The 18,298-nt window shown below is 55.8% G+C and carries 16 protein-coding genes; 7 read left to right on the forward strand and 9 right to left on the reverse strand.

Annotation, left to right across the window (positions count from 1 at the left end):
* Positions 1 to 327: 327 nt before the first annotated feature.
* The gene (locus tag ACRYA2_RS22630; RefSeq protein ID WP_433633318.1) at positions 328 to 1,287 is read left to right on the forward strand and encodes a C-terminal binding protein; all 960 of its coding nucleotides are present in this window, start codon (positions 328 to 330) and stop codon (positions 1,285 to 1,287) included.
* 866 nt (positions 1,288 to 2,153) lie between these two features.
* Here the strand turns inward: ACRYA2_RS22630 and xacF are convergent.
* Positions 2,154 to 3,614 (reverse strand): 2,5-dioxovalerate dehydrogenase, encoded by a 1,461-nt coding sequence (gene xacF, locus ACRYA2_RS22635; protein WP_433633320.1) that lies wholly within the window; start codon positions 3,612 to 3,614, stop codon positions 2,154 to 2,156.
* A gap of 116 nt (positions 3,615 to 3,730) precedes the next feature.
* Positions 3,731 to 4,948: an MFS transporter gene (locus tag ACRYA2_RS22640; RefSeq protein WP_433633322.1), complete on the reverse strand. Its 1,218-nt coding sequence runs from the start codon at positions 4,946 to 4,948 to the stop codon at positions 3,731 to 3,733.
* Positions 4,949 to 5,267: 319 nt separating this feature from the next.
* On the opposite strand from ACRYA2_RS22640, the gene ACRYA2_RS22645 reads away from it, so the two are divergent.
* Positions 5,268 to 6,443 carry a mandelate racemase family protein gene (locus ACRYA2_RS22645; protein ID WP_433633324.1) on the forward strand — a complete coding sequence of 392 codons (1,176 nt, stop codon included), beginning with the start codon at positions 5,268 to 5,270 and terminating at the stop codon, positions 6,441 to 6,443.
* Positions 6,444 to 6,533: 90 nt separating this feature from the next.
* On the opposite strand, the gene dgoD is transcribed toward ACRYA2_RS22645, so the two are convergent.
* The 5 genes from dgoD to ACRYA2_RS22670 all read right to left on the reverse strand — a co-directional run bounded on the left by dgoD (position 6,534) and on the right by ACRYA2_RS22670 (position 11,751).
* Entirely contained in the window at positions 6,534 to 7,709 is a 1,176-nt protein-coding gene (gene dgoD / locus ACRYA2_RS22650) for a galactonate dehydratase (protein WP_433633326.1), read from the reverse strand.
* A 218-nt stretch (positions 7,710 to 7,927) separates the two neighbouring features.
* The gene (locus ACRYA2_RS22655; protein WP_433633328.1) at positions 7,928 to 8,791 is read right to left on the reverse strand and encodes a fumarylacetoacetate hydrolase family protein; all 864 of its coding nucleotides are present in this window, start codon (positions 8,789 to 8,791) and stop codon (positions 7,928 to 7,930) included.
* Positions 8,792 to 8,878: 87 nt separating this feature from the next.
* Positions 8,879 to 10,111: a mandelate racemase/muconate lactonizing enzyme family protein gene (locus tag ACRYA2_RS22660; RefSeq protein ID WP_433633330.1), complete on the reverse strand. Its 1,233-nt coding sequence runs from the start codon at positions 10,109 to 10,111 to the stop codon at positions 8,879 to 8,881.
* 28 nt (positions 10,112 to 10,139) lie between these two features.
* Complete coding sequence (locus ACRYA2_RS22665) at positions 10,140 to 10,904, reverse strand: HpcH/HpaI aldolase family protein (RefSeq protein WP_433633332.1); 765 nt, start codon at positions 10,902 to 10,904, stop codon at positions 10,140 to 10,142.
* Between the two features lie 112 nt (positions 10,905 to 11,016).
* Positions 11,017 to 11,751, reverse strand: coding sequence for a fumarylacetoacetate hydrolase family protein (locus ACRYA2_RS22670; protein WP_433633334.1), 735 nt, complete (start codon positions 11,749 to 11,751; stop codon positions 11,017 to 11,019).
* Positions 11,752 to 11,870: 119 nt separating this feature from the next.
* On the opposite strand from ACRYA2_RS22670, the gene aldA reads away from it, so the two are divergent.
* The 4 genes from aldA (at position 11,871) to ACRYA2_RS22690 (ending at position 15,554) form a co-directional block, all read left to right on the forward strand.
* Entirely contained in the window at positions 11,871 to 13,322 is a 1,452-nt protein-coding gene (aldA, locus tag ACRYA2_RS22675) for an aldehyde dehydrogenase (RefSeq protein ID WP_433633336.1), read from the forward strand.
* Positions 13,319 to 13,738 (forward strand): VOC family protein, encoded by a 420-nt coding sequence (locus ACRYA2_RS22680; RefSeq protein WP_433633338.1) that lies wholly within the window; start codon positions 13,319 to 13,321, stop codon positions 13,736 to 13,738. Before aldA ends, ACRYA2_RS22680 begins: the two co-directional genes overlap by 4 nt.
* Positions 13,739 to 13,756: 18 nt before the next feature.
* Entirely contained in the window at positions 13,757 to 14,167 is a 411-nt protein-coding gene (locus ACRYA2_RS22685; protein ID WP_433633340.1) for a VOC family protein, read from the forward strand.
* A gap of 157 nt (positions 14,168 to 14,324) precedes the next feature.
* The gene (locus tag ACRYA2_RS22690; RefSeq protein ID WP_433633342.1) at positions 14,325 to 15,554 is read left to right on the forward strand and encodes an NAD(P)H-dependent oxidoreductase; all 1,230 of its coding nucleotides are present in this window, start codon (positions 14,325 to 14,327) and stop codon (positions 15,552 to 15,554) included.
* A gap of 61 nt (positions 15,555 to 15,615) precedes the next feature.
* Here ACRYA2_RS22690 and ACRYA2_RS22695 read toward each other — a convergent pair whose 3' ends face one another.
* A complete protein-coding gene (locus ACRYA2_RS22695) occupies positions 15,616 to 16,767 on the reverse strand; it encodes a mandelate racemase/muconate lactonizing enzyme family protein (RefSeq protein ID WP_433633344.1) in 1,152 nt (383 codons plus the stop codon).
* 138 nt (positions 16,768 to 16,905) lie between these two features.
* Between ACRYA2_RS22695 and ACRYA2_RS22700 the strand changes: the two genes are divergently transcribed.
* Complete coding sequence (locus ACRYA2_RS22700; protein WP_433633346.1) at positions 16,906 to 17,868, forward strand: NAD(P)-dependent oxidoreductase; 963 nt, start codon at positions 16,906 to 16,908, stop codon at positions 17,866 to 17,868.
* Positions 17,869 to 17,949: 81 nt separating this feature from the next.
* Here ACRYA2_RS22700 and ACRYA2_RS22705 read toward each other — a convergent pair whose 3' ends face one another.
* Positions 17,950 to 18,297 (reverse strand): hypothetical protein, encoded by a 348-nt coding sequence (locus ACRYA2_RS22705; RefSeq protein WP_433633348.1) that lies wholly within the window; start codon positions 18,295 to 18,297, stop codon positions 17,950 to 17,952.
* Position 18,298 lies beyond the last annotated feature (1 nt).

Genomic DNA, 18,298 nt, shown 5'->3' on the forward strand with positions numbered 1-18,298 from the left:
GTTTCAGCTCTTCTGGTGGTTCTGGATACGTGATATTGTCTTGATCGTCTCGTTGCTTCTGGGTCGTCTCTTGACTGACCTCCGTCTGTGAGAGACTTTTGTCGGTGTCTACCCCTGCGCACATCGTTATCTCACACTCTGACTATTGGTACCAAACACATACACTAATATTTATCGGTGAAGGCCAGTAGTTCGGGCTCACAGACGAACAAGACGGCCGTCGCCAGTAACATGAGATGGTTGATGGACGAACATAGTTCGAGCGGAAAGACCGACCAGATATAACCGGGTAAGTATATATAAGACCAGGCACTGAACTATCAATAGATGCCAACGGTACTAATCACGGATTCGGATTTCCCCGACTCGAACATCGAACGTGACGTACTGAATGGAACAAACACGGAACTGAAAACCGCGCAGGCGTCCACTGCCGAGGAAGTTATCGAAGCGGCGGAATCAGTCGAGGCAGACGCACTGTTAGTGCAGTACGCTCCAATCACCAAAACAGTCTTTGAACGGCTTGACGGTCTTCAAGCAGTTGGTCGATACGGAATCGGCGTTGACAATGTTGATCTTGACGCGGCAAACGACCACGGAGTGCAGGTAGTAAATGTTCCCTCCTACTGTGAGGACGAAGTCTCAACTCATACATTTGCACTCCTGTTAGCGTGCGTGCGGAAAGTCTCCTCGCTCGACGCGGCTGTCAAAGATGGAACGTGGGACTGGACTGGCGGACGTCCGATTCACTGCATGCGTGGGCGGACGCTCGGACTTGCCGGGTTCGGGAAAATTCCCCAGCACCTCGTCCAGAAGGTCAACGGGTTCGGCGTTGACGTCATCGCGTATGATCCGTACGTCTCCGAGGAAAAGCTGGATGGCCAAGGCATTGAGAAAGTCTCGTTCGACGCTCTACTTGACCGGTCGGATTACATCTCGGTCCACACCCCCTTGACCGAGGAGACGGAAGAAATGTTCGACGCCGACGCGTTCGACCAGATGAAAGATACTGCCGTTCTTGTTAATACGTCGCGAGGGTCAGTTATCGACACCGACGCTTTGGCGGAGGCAATCAAGGATGGGCAGATAGCTGGCGCAGGCCTTGACGTCCTCCCAAATGAACCGCCGGAGAATGAATCGCTGTCTAAACAGGATGAGGTCGTTGTGACGCCGCACATTGCATGGTACTCTGAAGAGTCGTTCGACACCCTCCGTCGGACCGTGACCAGCGATATCGAACGTCTCCTAAATGGAGGCGCCCCCGAGAACCTCGTCAACGACGTGTAATCCACCAACTTGTTGCGTTTCTCCTCCAACTCCGCTCTTCCCCACCCTGAAATCTCGTTCATTCGACACTCTTGCGGATGAAGGGGCAGGACGGAGACAAGGCCTTCAATTCGACGGGTTCTGGTAGTCGTAGACTGAGAATGGACTGTCTGTAGTGCTGTGCAGTGGTCCAGTAGTGTCGGAACCTCCGCCATTGTTCAATGGATGTGTTCCGCTGGTGGGCGACGCTGTTACTGCGAAATGGGTGAAGCGAGTACTCTTGTCGTTCTGTGTTCGGAATAAATAAATGGGTGTTTGGTAACGGCAGGCATTCATTACAGTTGTAGGCCTGTAATGTAGGTGGAGCTGTTTCTGACTATCGGCACACCCTTTCGGAAATGCCGAACTGTAGGGATCCGTAGACTAAGCTGGCAACGAAGGCAGTCAATATCAGTAAGTCTGCTAGAAGTGTCCAACGGCTTCAATCGTGGACAGAATACAGCAGTGGCCATATACAAATAGATACATGGCCTGACCCATACCAGTTAATCCAACTGTGCTCGGTACGGGCAGGCAGTCCAACAGCCGATGACGTCAACATCACAGACCCCGGACCACCTGCCACTCCGAAGAGAGTTCATTCAGTATCTGTTCGAGAGGGAACGGTGACTACTCCCACGACTGAAATCGTGGGCTTCGCCCACTGAGGGGTACGCCAGCGTCTTCTGGGAGTTCGCAGTTTCTATCTCGCCGCTAAGTTCTGTCAGTATGACCTGCGTGTCGGTCTAAGCTACGATAGCCTCCGCCGTCGATAGCGGGATCGTAACTACGTGTGAGGAAAAGAATGCCAGAAAAAATCGCGACGCTCCTTCGCTATATCGGAACGATCAGGAGGTATCGTAGACGGTCTTGATGATGGTGAAGAAATCCATCCCTTCGTCGCCCTGTTCGCGGTACGTCTCACTCGAGGAAGCCTTCTTCCCACCGAAGGGAACGTGCAGTTCCAGTCCCGTCGTCTTCTCGTTGACTTTGATAACACCGAAGTCAGCTTCCTCAATATAGCGGTTTACCTCACTGTGATTGTCCGAAATGATTCCTGCCGACAGGCCGTACTCAACATCGTTCGTCACTTCGATCGCTTCGTCGAGACTGCTGATGGGCATGACACCAACGAATGGCCCGAATACCTCCTCCTGCATAATTCGCATGTCGGACTCAGTGTCGGTGAAGATGGTCGGCTCAATAAAGAACCCGTTCTCACAATCACCGTCTTCGACACGCTCGCCACCGTATTCGAGCGTCGCGCCTTCTTCTTGAGCAAGCTCGATATAATCGAGCGTGCCCTCAAGTTCACTCTCCGTGACCTGCGGGCCCATATCTGCACCTTCGAGTCCTGGACCTACGTCGATATCGTCGGCAAACGACGTGAGTTCCTCGACGAATTCGTCGTACACCTCCTCGTGGACGAGTGCCCGTTCGGTACTAGTACACGCTTGTCCGGTAACGCCGAACGCTCCGTTGCCGACGATCTGGGCAGCATTTTCGACGTCTGCACTGGGCATGACGACTGTGGGGTTTTTGCTTCCAAGCTCGGTCTGAACGCGTTTTTGACTATCAGTCGCTTGCTGGTAGATCATCTCGCCGACCTTCCGGCTACCCGTGAATGAGACAGTGTCGACTGCATCGTGTTCAAGAATGGTCGAACCGACTTCCTTGCCACTGCCGACAACCATGTTCGCGACGCCGTCAGGTGCATCAGATTCTTCGAGTGCCTCAGCGAGACATTCGAAAACCTTTGCGAGGACTGTCGGCGCCTCAACCGACGGTTTGATCACTAGCGTATTGCCGGTGGCCAGTGCGGGCGCCATCTTCCACGCGGGGATGGCGATGGGGTAGTTCCACGGGGTAACAAGACCTGCGACCCCCATTGGTTCCCGAACTGTATACAGGTCGCGGTCACGGTTACTGGACTTCTTGACAGTGCCGTCGTAATCCATCGCTCGCTCGGCGTAGTAGTAGAAAATGTCGACTGCCCGCTGCACCTCTGGACCGGCTTCGGCGGGAGTCTTTCCTTCCTCACGCACGAGCGTTTCGGTGAGTTCGTCTTTCCGGTCGTCCAGTCGCTTGGCCGTCTCCCGGAGCACTTTCCCACGAGTAGGTGCTGGTATCTCTTCCCAGTCGGCCTGTGCAGCGTCGGCGGCCTCGACAGCTTGGTTTGCGTCCTCCTCGTGAGCGAGAGAGAACTCCGACACTACCTCGTCGGTATCGGCCGGATTGGTGGTTTCGAACGTATCGCCGGACTTGGACTCCTGCCACGTACCGTCGATATAGTTTTTGAAGGATTCCATCTTCAGTCACACCTATGGTGGCCTCTCTTAGACATTTTTCGGCATCGGATGAAAACGGGGAGAGCACAGCCTCGCAGTTAAACCTATTCAGCATCTATCGTGAGCGGTGGGAAACATCACGTAGTTCGTCGCCAGTAGACGCGAAGACCTGCGATTGCCGCAACTGTGGCAATCGCTGCGAGCACGATAAAGAGAGCCGTTCGGCTCGAAGCCGAGAGAAACGCACCCGTAAGACCGGCACCGAGTGCGCCGACACCGAACGCCCCGAGGTACGTATAACCATACGTGAGTCCGCGCACATCTGGAGGCGACTCCTCAGCAACAGTTGCCTGCATCAACGGCTGTTCGCCGAACAGGAGAATCCCGAACAAGAGAACAGTGACGGCGACGCCGGTGACTCCGAGCGAAACGAGTGGCTCAAATAAGAGTGCGGCAACCGCTAATGCAGCGAATACGCCTGCCAGCCCTCTTGCCGGGTCGATTCGGTCCGAGAGTCGTCCGCCGAGATACTGGCCGATGGTCCCAACCAAAAGAAGTGCACTATATGCATACCGGGACGACGAGTTACCGGTCGGAATCGACATCGTCGAGAGCGTCGACTCGAAAATACCTGGGAGGAACGTGAGAACACCTCTGTAGTAGATTCCCTCGAACATTACAGCCACAAATACGATACCAAACCCGCTGACAAAGAGCCGCCGCGACGTCGTGAGGAACTGCGAGAACGATTGCATCCCACCATCCGTTGCAGCAGTTGACGAGGATTCAGTTCCGAGAGCGCGGTCTTCGTCAATACCAACGGAGGCAGCCAATATTCCAGCCGCCACTGCCACCACGGCCAGTGCGACAACCGTCGTCAACCAATCCCTCATACCGAGCAACACCACGACTGCTAAGGGACCGAGCGCGGTGCCTACGTTCCCTGCAATGCCATGATACGCGAATCCTTTGCCACGCTCCTTGACGCCGGTACTGATGAGCGCAAGACCGGCCGGATGATAGACGCTAGCTGCCATCCCCCAGAGAACGAGCGCGAGCGCAAAGACGGCCACATCGTGGACGACGAGCAGCGCCAAGAACGCCGACCCCATGCCCACAAGTGATCCTGCAATCAGTGGTTTCGATCCATACCTGTCCACGAGCACTCCGCCAGGGAGCGCACCGATTCCGAACGCGGCGTAACCGAGCGACGCGACAGCGCCAGCCATCGCTACTGAGAGATCGAATGCTTCCATCCAGACGGGGAGAAACACTGGGATGGAAAGTTCAAACGTATGGACGAGCGCGTGTCCTGTCGCGGTTACTGTGAGTATCCGACGGTCGTTTCCATCCATTACTGGTCTCCTGGTTCCGATGGCTGTGAGAGGGGTGTATGTTGCCGGAATTTCAGAAAGTGGCTATTCCATTCTTGAGTCACTGTGTTTCGTTCATTGTGCATGTCATCCATGATTGTTTCGGTAGCTCATTTGTGAATTCTGGCTGAAACTACTATGTTCGAAGTAGACGTTCTGAGACGGTGAGGAAAGATGAAAGAACAACGGTCAGGACGGAGTTCGCTCACGAACCTTGGTCGCAGCCAGTAAATCAGGCTCCTTTGCTTGTGTGATCCACTAGAAGCATACCTTTATAATAGTGACTCGATTGGTTATCTGTATGGGGCCGACGATAACGGAAATCGAAAGTACAGAGTTCAGCTACCCGATCAAAGACACTAGCTACGACACGCACGGATTCAATCTCGTCTACGACCCGGGTAGCACGGTTGAGCGAAAGCTGTTTGGGATTAAAATCCGCACTGACGAAGGGATAACTGGTGAGTACGTCGGCGGGAACTCTCCTGGAGCGGCCCAGATCAACACATTTGCTGACTATCTCGTGGGAAAGAACCCACTCAACCGGGAGCGACACTGGAGTGAAATCAAGCGTGCCCTTCGCAAGTACGATCGCATGGGCATGGGACCGATCGACATTGCACTCTGGGATTTCGCTGGGAAATACTACGATGCGCCGATACACGAACTGCTCGGAACATATCGCGAGCGGATCCCAGCATACGCGTCAACGTACCATGGCGACGAAAACGGGGGGCTCGATTCTCCTGAAGCATTCGCTGATTTCGCCGAGGAGTGTCGCGAGATGGGGTACGGTGGCTTCAAAGTCCATGGTTGGGGCGGCTCCGACACCTCACGCAACATCGACCGAGAGGTGGAGACGCTCTTGCAACTGGGTGATCGGGTCGGGGACGAGATGGACCTCATGTGTGACCCTGCCTGCGAGTACGAGACGTTTGCCGACGCCCTAAAAGTCGGCCGAGCCTGTGATGAGGCCGGATTCTTCTGGTACGAAGATCCCTACCGTGACGGTGGCATCTCACAGCACGGACATCGAAAGCTCGCCCAGAAACTCGATACGCCCATTCTCCAGACGGAACACGTTCGTGGGCTAGAATTGAAAACAGATTTCGTTGCGAACGAGGCAACCGACTTCCTCCGAGCGGACCCCGAATACGATGCGGGTATTACTGGTGCAATGAAGGTTGCTAATGTAGCAGAAGGGTTCGGCATCGACGTCGAGTTCCATGCACCGGGCCCAGCTCAGCGACACTGTATCGCTGCGACACGTAACTCCAACTATTATGAACTGGCGCTTGTCCATCCCGACTGCCAGAACACTCAACCGCCCGTCTACAAGGGCGATTACTCCGACATGATTGATACCGTCGACGAAAACGGGACGGTTGCTGTCCCGGACGATCCGGGACTTGGTGTCGAGTACGATTGGGAGTTCATCGAGGCGAACCAGACGGGCAGCGTCCACGTCTACAATTAAGACAGGTCGAGCGCTTCGGAGGTGACCCCCGAAGCTGTTCACGACTGATCGGAACGGAAAATCTGTTTGGTGACGTCCAGTATCCGCCTCTTAGTTTTCGGGGAGTGACCGCCCCTCCCAATCTTTCTCGAAGAGATTGATCGTGTGGACCTCTTCTTCGTTATATGCGTGCTCGCGGAGAGCGTCTGAATTCAGTTCGACTCCAAGACCGGGTCCGTCCGGAAGGTGGAGATGTCCGTCTTCGATTTTAAGTGGCTTTTCGAGCAGGTCGGTCTTCCAGTCTACGTCGTAGTCTTCGAATACTTCCTGAATGAAGAAGTTCGGAACGCTGGTGCAAACGTGGGCACAGACGGCCGTCGCTACCGGTCCCTGTGGATTATGGGGAGCGAAATTAACATGCTCGGCGTCCGCCATCGCGGCGATTTTCTGTCCTTCAGTCACACCGCCTGTGTTCACCAGATCGGGTTGGATAATGTCGACGTCCGTATTCGCGAGCAAGTCGCGGAATTCGTAGCGCGTCATCAGTCGTTCGCCAGTAGCAATGGGAACCGGGGATTTCGCGGCGACCTTCCCGAGACTATTGATGCTATCTGGCGGACACGGTTCCTCGAACCACGTCGGATCGAACTCCGAGAGCTTCTCCGCGACCTCAACGGCCATTCCAGCAGTAAACCGACCATGGCCTTCGATCAGTAGGTCAATGTCTGGTCCGACTGCATCCCGTACTGCCCGAACAATATCGATAGCATGGTTCAATTCGTCACGAGTCATGCGCTCCCACGCATTCCCGAACGGGTCGAACTTCATGGCGTCGTAGCCATCATTGACAACTCGTTCGGCTGCCTCGGCGAATTTCTCCGGGTCACCGTCCACGTCAGTGTACCACCCGTTTGCATACGCACGAAGTTCGCTGCCTTGAACGGCACCACCGAGGAGTTCGTAGAGTGGCCGGTCGAGGACCTTTCCTTTGATATCCCAGCACGCAATGTCGATCGCGCTGATGACGGTCGTATTAACGACGTTCTTCGAGAACCACTCGTCGCGATACATTTCGAGGAACAACCGTTCGGTATCGAATGGGTCTGCGCCGATGAAGTAGTCCTGCATCTCCTCGATCGCTGCTGCGACAGTCCGAGGCTTGCCGTGAGTTGTCGCTTCGGCAAGTCCAGTTATTCCCTCGTTTGTCTCGAGTTCCACAAACACCCACGGTTTCCATGGATTCGATACGACGTACGTCTCCACATCGGTAATCTCTAACTCGCTCACAGGAGTCTATTTCAACCATGATTAACTAAACGTATCGGTCTCGACAAGCAATCTATTCTGCGCTAGTACGTGCTCCTCACCCAGATAGCCGACTAGGGGTAACTCAGCGCTACGGAAGGCCACTATTGAGGCCATGAGAGGAGTTAGAATAGGAAAATGACGAGCGGAAGCGGAATAGTACTGGACGCTAACTATTCGTCCTCAGGAGCCAGCTCTACTTAGACAGTGGTAACGCCGTTTTGGAGCGTGCCAATTCCTTCGATTTCGATGCCCACCTCATCGCCTTCTGTGAGTGTGAACTCGTCTTCGGGGACGATCGATGTTCCCGTCAGGAGTACGGCGAGTTCTGGAGTGGGATTAGAGCGCGTGTAGGCGGCAGCGAGTTCCTCACACTCTGTTACCATTTTCGATGTTTCCGTCTCTCCCTCGAAGACAGTCTCACCGTCGCGGTCGATCGTCATCGAGATCGAGAGGTCATGGGGATCGCCGACCGTTTCGGGGGAAGCGATGCAGGGACCGATCGAGCAGCATCTATCGTAGACTTTGGCCTGGGGGAGATATAGAGGGTTTTCTCCTTCGATCGAGCGGCTGCTCACGTCGTTGCCAATTGTGTAGCCAACGATGTCGCCGTCGTAGAGTACGGCCGCGAGTTCTGGCTCAGGAACGTCCCAACCGGAGTCCGACCGCACGCCCACCGCTGATCCTGGCCCGACGGTCCGGCTCGGCGTCGCTTTAAAGAATATTTCTGGGCGGTCGCCGTCGTACACTTGTTGGTAGACGTCCGGCATTTCGCTCTCGGATTGGCGCGCTTCCTCGCTGACTCTGTATGTCACACCTGCGGCCCAGATCTCTTCTGCGTTGACCGGTACATCAATGATCTGCTCGCTGAGGTCAATCTGCTCAGCGTTCGACACCATTCGCTCCGCTACCGCATCGATATCTTCACCGACTGCTACGGCAGCTTGAACCAGATCACGGAATGACTGTACATTTGACCGGGCACTGGTCAGGTCGTATACTGTGTTCGTGCCGGCGGCGGCCAGTCGAGACTCGCAGCCGTCGATCAACCGATAGTACTTCATGTACAATTCGAATGTTTGAACGAAGGGATATAATTGTACCGCCGAACCTGAGTGAATATCTTCGAAAGCGTTCACCGGACAGTAGTTTCAGGCTGGGTCAAAGAGTTCCTCTCCCTCCACCATGTGAGCTTCCACAGCGTCCATGTCCAGCGTCAGACCAAGGCCAGGATCCGGTGGCACGTCGATGCGGCCATTCTCGATGACGGTTTCTTCGACGAGATCGTCCCACCAGCCGAGCTGGTATGAGTGGTATTCGACGGCCAGTACATTCGGGATTGCCGCGCCAAGGTGCGCGCTTGCAATCGTTCCAATTGGCGAAGAGACGTTGTGCATTGCCACCGGGAGGTAGTACATATCGGCCAAGGCGGCTATTTTGTGGCCCTCGCGCATGCCGCCGACTTTGGGGATGTCAGGCGCGATGATGTCAACTGCCTCCTCCTCGATGAGTCGGCGCTGACCGTGCGTCCGATAGACGTTCTCACCGGTCGCAATCGGCGTCGAGCTATCCTCTGTAACTGTTTGCTGGACATCGTGGTTTTCCGGCGGAACTGGATCCTCGAGCCACCAGACATCATACGGCTCAAGCGCCTCTGCAAGTCGTTTCGCACTGTCGGCGCTGTATGTCCAGTGACAGTCGAATGCGACTTCGGCCTGCCCGCGAACGCGTTCGGTCACTGCTTCAACCAGATCAACCTTGTGCTGGATTTCGAGCGGGTTCAGGTGGCGGTTCGCACGGTCACGCTCATGCCCACTTGGGACATCGAGGTCGAATTTGAGAGCGTCATAGCCGAGTTGCTCGACAACGCGTTCGGCCTCATCGGCGCATGCTTCAGGGTCGGCTTCTGATTCGGTGTGACAATCGCAGTACGCACGCACAGAATCGCGGTATTTCCCACCGAGTAACTGGTAAGCTGGAACACCCAGTAATTTACCGGCGACGTCGTGAAGCGCTATCTCTATCCCAGAGATCGCGGAAATGACCTTCCCCGAGATCGAGCCCTCACCAGACATTTTCTGAACGAGGTGTTCATACAACCGGTCGATGTCAGTTGGGTTCTCGCCCAGCAGGAACGGCTTCATCCGCTCAATGATGGATGCGTCACCACCACCCCAGTAGGACTCGCCCGTGCCGGCGACACCAGCATCAGTGTACACCCGTACAAGGATCCACGGATAGTTCCCGTCGACCATCGTCGTTTGAATGTCAGTGATCTCCGCATCCGTCACTGCCTGTTCGTCCGAGAGGTTCATCGTCTCTTGGGAAAGATCCCGCATCGTGTACTCTGCGTTCGGATCGCTCAGTTGAGTTGGATCGATCATAGTAGCTACCTTGGAATTTGATTATATATTATTCGTCGGCGACTGCATCGTGGTACGCGCTGTCGAATGCGTCGTGAAGCGTCGGTAGTTCAACCGAGAGTGTGACATACTGGGCGCCTGCATCAAGCCAGCGCCGTGCGGTTTCCGGATCGTCGGCATGGGTTCCGACAACCCTGTTGGCGTCGGCAGCCTTCTCACAGACGTCCTCCATGAGCGAGGTAACTCGTTCGTGGTTGATTTGCCCCGGAACGCCGAGCGACTGCGAGAGGTCGTATGGACCGAGAAAGATCACGTCGATCCCATCAACCGACAGGATTTCGTCGATGTTCTCAACGCCGCGTTCGCCCTCGACGTGAACGATAACAGTAGTCTGCTCGTTCTGGTCTTCGGTATAGGATTCAGAGCCGATGTACTCCCCAGCACGGACGTACATCGAGAATCCGCGCTCGCCAACTGGTGAAAACCGAGCAGCGTCGACTGCGGTCCGCGCATCTTCAGCGGTTTCAATCTGGGGGATCTGTACCCCCTCTGCTCCAAGATCTAGCGCGCGTTGAATCTCCGGTGGGTCGTTCGACCGGACACGGACGACAGCTGATGTGTCGGTGTTGTCGACACCCATCGTGAGTGAAGCAGTCGTTTCGGCCGTGAGCGGGCCGTGTTCTTGGTCGAGAACCACGAAATCTAAGTCCGTCTCACCGATGGTTTCGGCGACCATCGGCGATGCGGTGATTTGAAACGTTCCGACGAGTTCATCGCCACTGGCGAGTCGCTCGCGCAGGCTATTTGAAGCCATACGTTATCCAGTGACAGTATTAACTATATAACTTACGCTGATAATCTGGAGATAAAATTAGACCCGGTCTGGATCTCTCATAGCGTCGAATCCTGTACCAGACGCGACGCAACTACCGTTCCTGACGGACAGTATGCTCGAGAGTCGGAATACCCTCGATATCAACTTCGACGGTATCGCCGTCTGAAAGTGGTCCAACTCCTTCAGGCGTCCCAGTTGAGACAACGTCACCGGGTTCAAGCGTCATATAGCGCGTGATCTCCTCGAGAAGTTCCGGAACGTCGAAGATGAACTCCGCCCTGGACGAGTTCTGTTTCGTCTCGCCGTTAACTCGCAGGGTGATGCGGGCGTCGTTCTCAACCTCATCCGGCGTCGCGACGACGGGGCCAAGCGGCGCCGCGCTGTCGAACGCTTTCCCACGAACCCAGTTCGTCTCGACTTCCTGATCATCGCGGTTCGAGATGTCGTTGACGCAGGTGTATCCTGCCACCACATCCATTGCATCCTCAGCGTCGAGATTGCGACACTGTTGGTCGATCACAATACCGAGTTCGGCCTCATACTCGATGCGCTCCTTGCCGGCCGGGAGCGGAGTTGTATCGCCGTGTCCAGCGACAGTGTTCGGCGGTTTCAGGAACAATAGTGGACGGTCCGGAATCTCCATTCCGGACTCCTTAGCGTGGTTCTCGTAGTTGAGACCGACGCAGACGATCTTCGACGGGTCGACTGGCGCCAGAATATCTACTTCGTCGCGGTCGTACGTCTCATTGCCGAACGTTACTCCGCTAGCGGTCCATTCTCCGTTCCGTACCGTACCTGCTGGGTCGCGAAATCGTACGCGATACATAGTGCTATATCCACGGCGGGGGGGACATAACGTTTTCCGCTCCGTACTGTCTTCACAAATGATGGAAGGGTTTCCTTCAGCCTAATATTTATACAACTCGACTGTGCATATACTGGTGCATGTCATCGCGGAGCGTGAGAGGCGTATACACGAACAACGAATGGAAAGATATCGAAAGTAATACTGGAATCAGCGTCACGAACCCCGCCACGGAGGAGGCGATCGCGACAGTGCCCGAGGCGACGACTGGAGCAGTCAATGAAGCCGTCACTGCTGCGAAGGCGGCCCAATACGAGTGGGCGAAACGGCCAGCGAAAGAGCGTGGCGACTTCGTCCGTGATATCGCGGCTGTGATGGAGGATCATGCTGATGAACTTGCGCAACTGATCGTCGACGAACAGGGAAAGCCGCTGGATATCGCTCACGGTGAGATTGAAGGCGCCGTCGAACTTGCAGAGTACATGGCTGGCTGGGATCGCCGTATCGAGGGTGATATTGTTCCGGGTGACGCTCGGAACGAATCGATTCATATTCTCCGTCGTCCGCACGGTGTCGTAGCTGGCATCATCCCGTGGAACTATCCCCTCGCGGTGTTCATCAGGAAGCTCGCACCGGCGCTCGTTACTGGTAACACGATGGTAGCGAAGCCAAGCGAGGAAACACCGCTTGCAACACTCCGTCTCGTCGAACTCGTCGACGAGCACGCCCCCTTACCAGAAGGCGTACTCAACATGGTTACTGGCGGGCCAGATGTCGGCCATGCACTGGTCACCCACGAGACGGTCGACATGATTTCGATGACCGGTAACACTGAGACGGGTAAACAGATCATGCGCGACGCTGCAGACACAATGGCGCATGTCTCGCTCGAACTCGGTGGGAAAGCGCCGGCTATCGTCTGGAAGGATGCCGATATCGACGCCGCGGTTGAGGACATCCTTACAGCCAGAATCACGAACACTGGACAGGTGTGCACGTGCGCTGAGCGCATCTATGTTCATTCGGACGTCCGAGAGGAGTTTGAAGAGCGCTATGTTGCGGCTGCTGAGGACGTCACTATCGGTGATCCGGGCGAGAACCCGGATATGGGACCACACGTCAACAAACGTGAACTCGAGAAAACTGAGACGGCGGTCCAACAGGCCACTGAGGCAGGCGCGCAGGTGCTCACGGGCGGGCAGCGACCAAGTGACGAGGAGTTCGCTACCGGTTACTGGTATGAGCCGACGGTCGTCACTGACGTCGAACAGGATATGGACATCATGCAACAGGAGGTGTTCGGCCCGGTCAGTCCGATTATGGAGATTGACTCGCTCGAACAGGCGATTGAATACGCGAATGATTCGCGTTATGGCCTCTCGTCGTACGTCTTCACCGACGATTATGCAACGGCGATGCAGGCTGCTGAAGACCTTGAGTTCGGTGAAACCTACATCAATCGTACGCTCGGTGAGTCATGGCAGGGCCATCACGTCGGCTGGAATGAATCGGGGATAGGCGGAGAAGATGGAAAGTACGGCGTTCTCGAGTACACGCAGCTGAAAACAGTTTATCACAATTACGACCAATGATTGGAGAAGCACATCATTACGGCATCACAGTATCGGATCTCGAAGAGTCGGTCGCGTTCTACCGCGATACGCTCGGAATGGATGAGCTTGATCAGATTGGATTCGACGACGAGGCGTTCAGCCGGTTCGTCGATGTCGAGGACGTCGATGTTGACATCGTGTTCCTGGACGCAGGCGGGTGTAGCATCGAACTTCTCGAATACGAGAACGGTGGCGGGAACGCTAATGAAGGCGTCTCGAACGACACTATCGGTGCGTCTCACTTTTGTCTCGCCGTCGACGACGTTGACCAACAGTACGAGGAATTGTCGGACTCTGTCGAATTCGTGAGCGAGCCACAGACGCTTGAGAATGGCGCCCAAGTAGTATACCTGTACGACCCCGACGGAAACACTGTTGAACTGCTCGAAGAGTGAGAGTGTTCTAATAAACTGATGTTCGACAAAGTACACCACATCGCGTATACTGTCGATGATCTTGACGCCTATAAGACGCTGTTCGGCGACACGCTCTCGATGGGCGCAGTCACGACTCGAGAGATGCCCGATGCCGGGTACAAGGCTGCTGTGTATCGAGTCGGCGAGACCTATATCGAGGTACAGGAACCCATTGATCACGAGGAGATGGAGACGTTTCTGGCGGAACAGGGAAACGGACTCAACCACGTCGCATATGAGGTGGATGACATAGATGAAGCCGTTGCCACGTGCGAGAGGCGGGGAATCAAAGCTGCGTGGGACGAACCGATTGTCGCACCGACATTCCCCGACTGCCGTCTTATCGACATGGAGACCGAAACCGCCGATGGCATCTATCTCCAACTCATCGAAGAAATGACTGAATGAATCACGTCGTCCGGACAGAGCCCACGCACGACAGCACTGAACCATGCTTAACGTACCATCAAAACTACATAAATTGGAGCAACCTATTCGCGTCGGTGTCATTGGCGCCGGCGTGTTTGGAACGAAACTCATCGACCAACTCGAACGAGCGCCCGGGATGACGACCGCCGTTGTCGCCGATGTAGACGAACAGAAGGCAGTCGACGCCTACGCCGAGGCAGGTATCTCGTCTGACGCTGTCGTCGACGCTAACAGTGCCGCGGAGGCCGACACAGCAGTGGGCGACGGGAACCGGGCCATACTGACCGATGGGGTCGAATTGACAGCAACCGAGGTGGACGTGGTCGTTGAAGCGACCGGTGTTCCCGAGGTCGGCGCCCGCCATGCCTATGAAGCGATCATGGCGGAGAAACACGTCGTAATGGTTACAGTCGAAGCTGACACGGTCGTCGGCCCGATTCTGGCCGAATTCGCCGACAACAACGATGTCATCTACACGATGGCGTACGGCGACCAGCCGTCACTCATAGTCGAGCTCTATCATTGGGCCGAGACAGTTGGTCTCGATGTCGTCGCAGCCGGGAAAGGCAATCCATTTCGGGAGGAATACCGCCATGGAACACCCGACGATGTCTTCGAGCGGTTCGGCTACGACGCGTCATTCGTCGAAGAACAGGATCTCAACGCCCGAATGTACAATTCGTTCCTGGATGGAACGAAAGTCGCCGTTGAAATGTGCGCAGTTGCAAACGCAACCGGGCTGACGCCCGATACACCCGGCATGCATCTTCCGACGGCAGAGATTCCAGAAATCCCGGAGCTACTTCGACCAACCGACGACGGGGGGATACTGGACTCCCGCGGCTCCGTCGACACGATCAGCACGCTTCAACCCGATGGATCAGCCGTTTCAGATGACATCAGCTTCGGCGTTTTCCTTGTCACCACTACGCCGAATGAACAGGTGCAGACATACCTCAAACAGAACGCCGGGACCGGCCTATATGTTGCTAGCGATGGCAAGTACCAGCTGTTCTATCGGCCGTATCATCTCCCAGGCGTCGAAACCCCTGTCAGCGTCGCTAACGCCGCATTACGGAATGAAGCAACCGGCGTCCCCCACCGTCACGAGGCCGAAGTTGTCGGCGCCGCGAAGCGCAACCTCACACCAGGCGACGAACTTGACGGTGGGGGCGGCTACACTGTGTATGGACTATTAGAGACCGCTGAGACCGCTGCCGAACAAAATCACGTTCCGTTCGAACTCCTCGAAGGAGCGACCGTCCGACAGCCAATCGAGACAGACGACGTCGTGACATACGACGATGTCGAAATCAACGACGACTCGTTCCTCCATCACCTGCGGCACATCCAAGACCGACGCTGATTCGGTCGTGGCGGTGACAGATCCAGTCTAGAATCCTTCAAGCGGGCGTTGGGCAAGGCAGTTACGTCGATGTCCGACGCACCGTTGTTTCTGAATGGTTGAGGAGTGACGAGTCAAGTTTCATCCCGAGTCCCGGCCTGTCAGGAATGGCGAGGGAGCCCTTACGGACTGGCATTGTCTCGGTGACCAAGTTCTGATGCCAGCCGTCATATCGGTCACGAATGGTCTCCATGACGTATAGATTCGGCACCGTCGCCGAGAGGTGAGCATTCGCGGCGTGAAGGACTGGTCCCCCGGAGTTGTGTGGGGCAACTGGGAGGTGGTGTGCCTCTGCCATCGACGCGATGGCTCGGCCTTCGCTGATACCGCCAGTCCAACAGAGGTCCGGCATCACAATGTCTACAGCATTCGTCTGTAACGCCTGCTCGAACTCATAACGGCCGATGAGACGCTCACTAATGCAGAGCGGGCAGTCCGTGCTCGCGGCGAGGCGCTCGTATACTTCAAAGTTTCCCTTGCGTACGACATCTTCGACCCAGACAGGATTGTACTGCGAGACAGCGTCGACGATGCGCTTCCCTGGAGTAAGTGCCCAGAGGCCGTGGAGTTCGATGGCGATGTCCATCTTGTTGCCGACGGCGTCTCGGATCTGCTGGATCGGTGCGACGCCTGCCTCGAGCTGTTCTGCAGTGATTCGCTGGCCGCGGGTCTCTGTCGCGAACTCGTCGAACGGCCAAATCTTCATTGATGTGATACCTTGTTCGAGGAGGGACTCAGCGAGTGCAACCGGTTCCTCACGGAAGTCAAATTCCTGGTCATAGCAGGTATTGTACGCCGGGATTTCAGTCCGAGATTTTCCGCCGAGAAGCTGGTATATCGGTTCGCCCGCAGCTTTCCCTTTGATGTCCCAGAGAGCAATGTCGAGTGCGCTCATCGCCCGGCTCTCTGCCCCGGCATGCCCATAGTAGTTGAAGTACGTCTGAAGGTCATCCCGAATGGCTTCGATATCGCGTGGGTCTCGCCCGAGCACTTGGTCAGCTATGGGGCCGTGTATCGCTCCAGCCTCCATCTCTGCCTGCGGAAAGGTTTCCCCGAGGCCGACGACGCCCGCGTCAGTGTGGACGCGGAGGATGGTGAGGTCAATGTCTCGTTCGGTATTAGTCAGGTCCGACTCCGACTCAAACTGCACGGTCTCAAGCACCGTGATCTCCATATATAGCATTTCTCGATACCTACATATAGAAATATGGCCTCAGCGTAGGGGGAGGACGAGATATCCGCAACGAACCCTGAATATTCTCAGAATCATCGAGACCAAATTTTTATATTTATATTGTGTATTGGTGTCTATATGCAGGTCGGAGTCATCGGACTCGGCAAAGTCGGCGTAGGCATCAGCAAAGCACTGCTCGCCGAAGGTCATGACGTAATCGGCTACGACGTTTCAGAGTCATCGCGTCAACAGGCCATGGATGTTGGCGTTGACGTCGCCTCAAACAACGCCGCCGTCGCGGAGCAAGCCTCCACAATCATCCTCTCGCTTCCACACCCAGAGATTAGTCGCGAAGTGGTCGAGACAATTTGCGAACACGGCACCCCCGAGACAGTCGTATTCGATACGAGCACACTCTCCCCAAGCACGGCCGAAACGCTCGCCGAACGTGCCACGGCAGCCGGGATGCATTATCACGACTGCCCAATCACTGGTGGGGCCGTCGGTGCAGCGGCTGGCGAACTGACCGTCATGGCTGGCGGCGACAACGAACGGTTACGCGACCACCGAGACGTGCTGTCGGCCATCGCAGAGGACGTCTACCATATCGGCGATGTCGGCGATGCACAACTGGTCAAGCTCATTCATAATCAGGTTGGACAGACTGTCCTTCTGATCTTCGTCGAGGGGCTGTTCCTCGCCGAAGAACGTGGCGTCGACCCGGCCGTCCTCTACCGGACGCTCCGCCATTATACCCAGATATACGACGATAAACTAGACGCCTTCTTCGGTAACGCGTTCGACGAAGCGTTCGTCGACCACTTCGTCCCTGAGTCCGAGGACGTTCGTCTCGGTCCCGACCAGCAGTTCAACCTTCGCGAAGCACACAAGGACCTCGTCGAGCTGGAAGAACTAGCCGATGCACACGACGTGCACTATCCAGTCGGGAGCTTCGCCGAACAGGAGCATCAAATGGCGATGAACGCCGGATATGGCGACCGCCCGCATCCCGACGTCCTCGAACTGTACGAGGAACTCTTCGAGACGGACGTCGAAAGCCGAGCGGACCGGCGCGAGAAAAGTCGCGGCCAAATCCTATAGAGCGACATAGAGACGGTTACGTCAGGCGAATGCGACCGACCATGGGAAATGTGGGAAGTGTGCGAAGCAATGGATAGTCACTCAGCCGCGGCCGTTGAGACGCTGCCAGTACTGGATGGTTGCAGCAGCATGCCCCTCATCCGGGCCTGCTGAACGCGCCGATGCTTTGTACGCTTTATGGACGTCGCTGCTTAATGGGAGTGCAGTATCGTTCCGTCGGGCAACGTCAAGGGCGTACCCGATGTCCTTCTGCCAGATACGGCGACCGCCCATCCCTTCGATATCCTGCTCGAAATCGTCGTGAAGATACTTTTCCCAGAGATCTAGCCCGAGGAACGACGAGAGCAATCCTGGGTCAACGCCATTATCGCGGCCGAACGCGACAATCTCGGCATCAATCGCGCGATGGCCGGCGTACCGCAACTGCAAC

The sequence above is a fragment of the Halomicrococcus pelagicus genome (genome assembly GCF_050954125.1).

Coding starts and splice junctions, on each gene's coding strand:
- ACRYA2_RS22630 (WP_433633318.1), top strand. CDS start 328: ATGCCAACGGTACTAATCACGGATTCGGATTTCCCCGACTCGAACATC.
- xacF (WP_433633320.1), bottom strand. CDS start 3,614: ATGGAATCCTTCAAAAACTATATCGACGGTACGTGGCAGGAGTCCAAG.
- ACRYA2_RS22640 (WP_433633322.1), bottom strand. CDS start 4,948: ATGGATGGAAACGACCGTCGGATACTCACAGTAACCGCGACAGGACAC.
- ACRYA2_RS22645 (WP_433633324.1), top strand. CDS start 5,268: ATGGGGCCGACGATAACGGAAATCGAAAGTACAGAGTTCAGCTACCCG.
- ACRYA2_RS22655 (WP_433633328.1), bottom strand. CDS start 8,791: ATGAAGTACTATCGGTTGATCGACGGCTGCGAGTCTCGACTGGCCGCC.
- ACRYA2_RS22660 (WP_433633330.1), bottom strand. CDS start 10,111: ATGATCGATCCAACTCAACTGAGCGATCCGAACGCAGAGTACACGATG.
- ACRYA2_RS22665 (WP_433633332.1), bottom strand. CDS start 10,904: ATGGCTTCAAATAGCCTGCGCGAGCGACTCGCCAGTGGCGATGAACTC.
- ACRYA2_RS22670 (WP_433633334.1), bottom strand. CDS start 11,751: ATGTATCGCGTACGATTTCGCGACCCAGCAGGTACGGTACGGAACGGA.
- aldA (WP_433633336.1), top strand. CDS start 11,871: ATGTCATCGCGGAGCGTGAGAGGCGTATACACGAACAACGAATGGAAA.
- ACRYA2_RS22680 (WP_433633338.1), top strand. CDS start 13,319: ATGATTGGAGAAGCACATCATTACGGCATCACAGTATCGGATCTCGAA.
- ACRYA2_RS22685 (WP_433633340.1), top strand. CDS start 13,757: ATGTTCGACAAAGTACACCACATCGCGTATACTGTCGATGATCTTGAC.
- ACRYA2_RS22690 (WP_433633342.1), top strand. CDS start 14,325: ATGACGACCGCCGTTGTCGCCGATGTAGACGAACAGAAGGCAGTCGAC.
- ACRYA2_RS22695 (WP_433633344.1), bottom strand. CDS start 16,767: ATGGAGATCACGGTGCTTGAGACCGTGCAGTTTGAGTCGGAGTCGGAC.
- ACRYA2_RS22700 (WP_433633346.1), top strand. CDS start 16,906: ATGCAGGTCGGAGTCATCGGACTCGGCAAAGTCGGCGTAGGCATCAGC.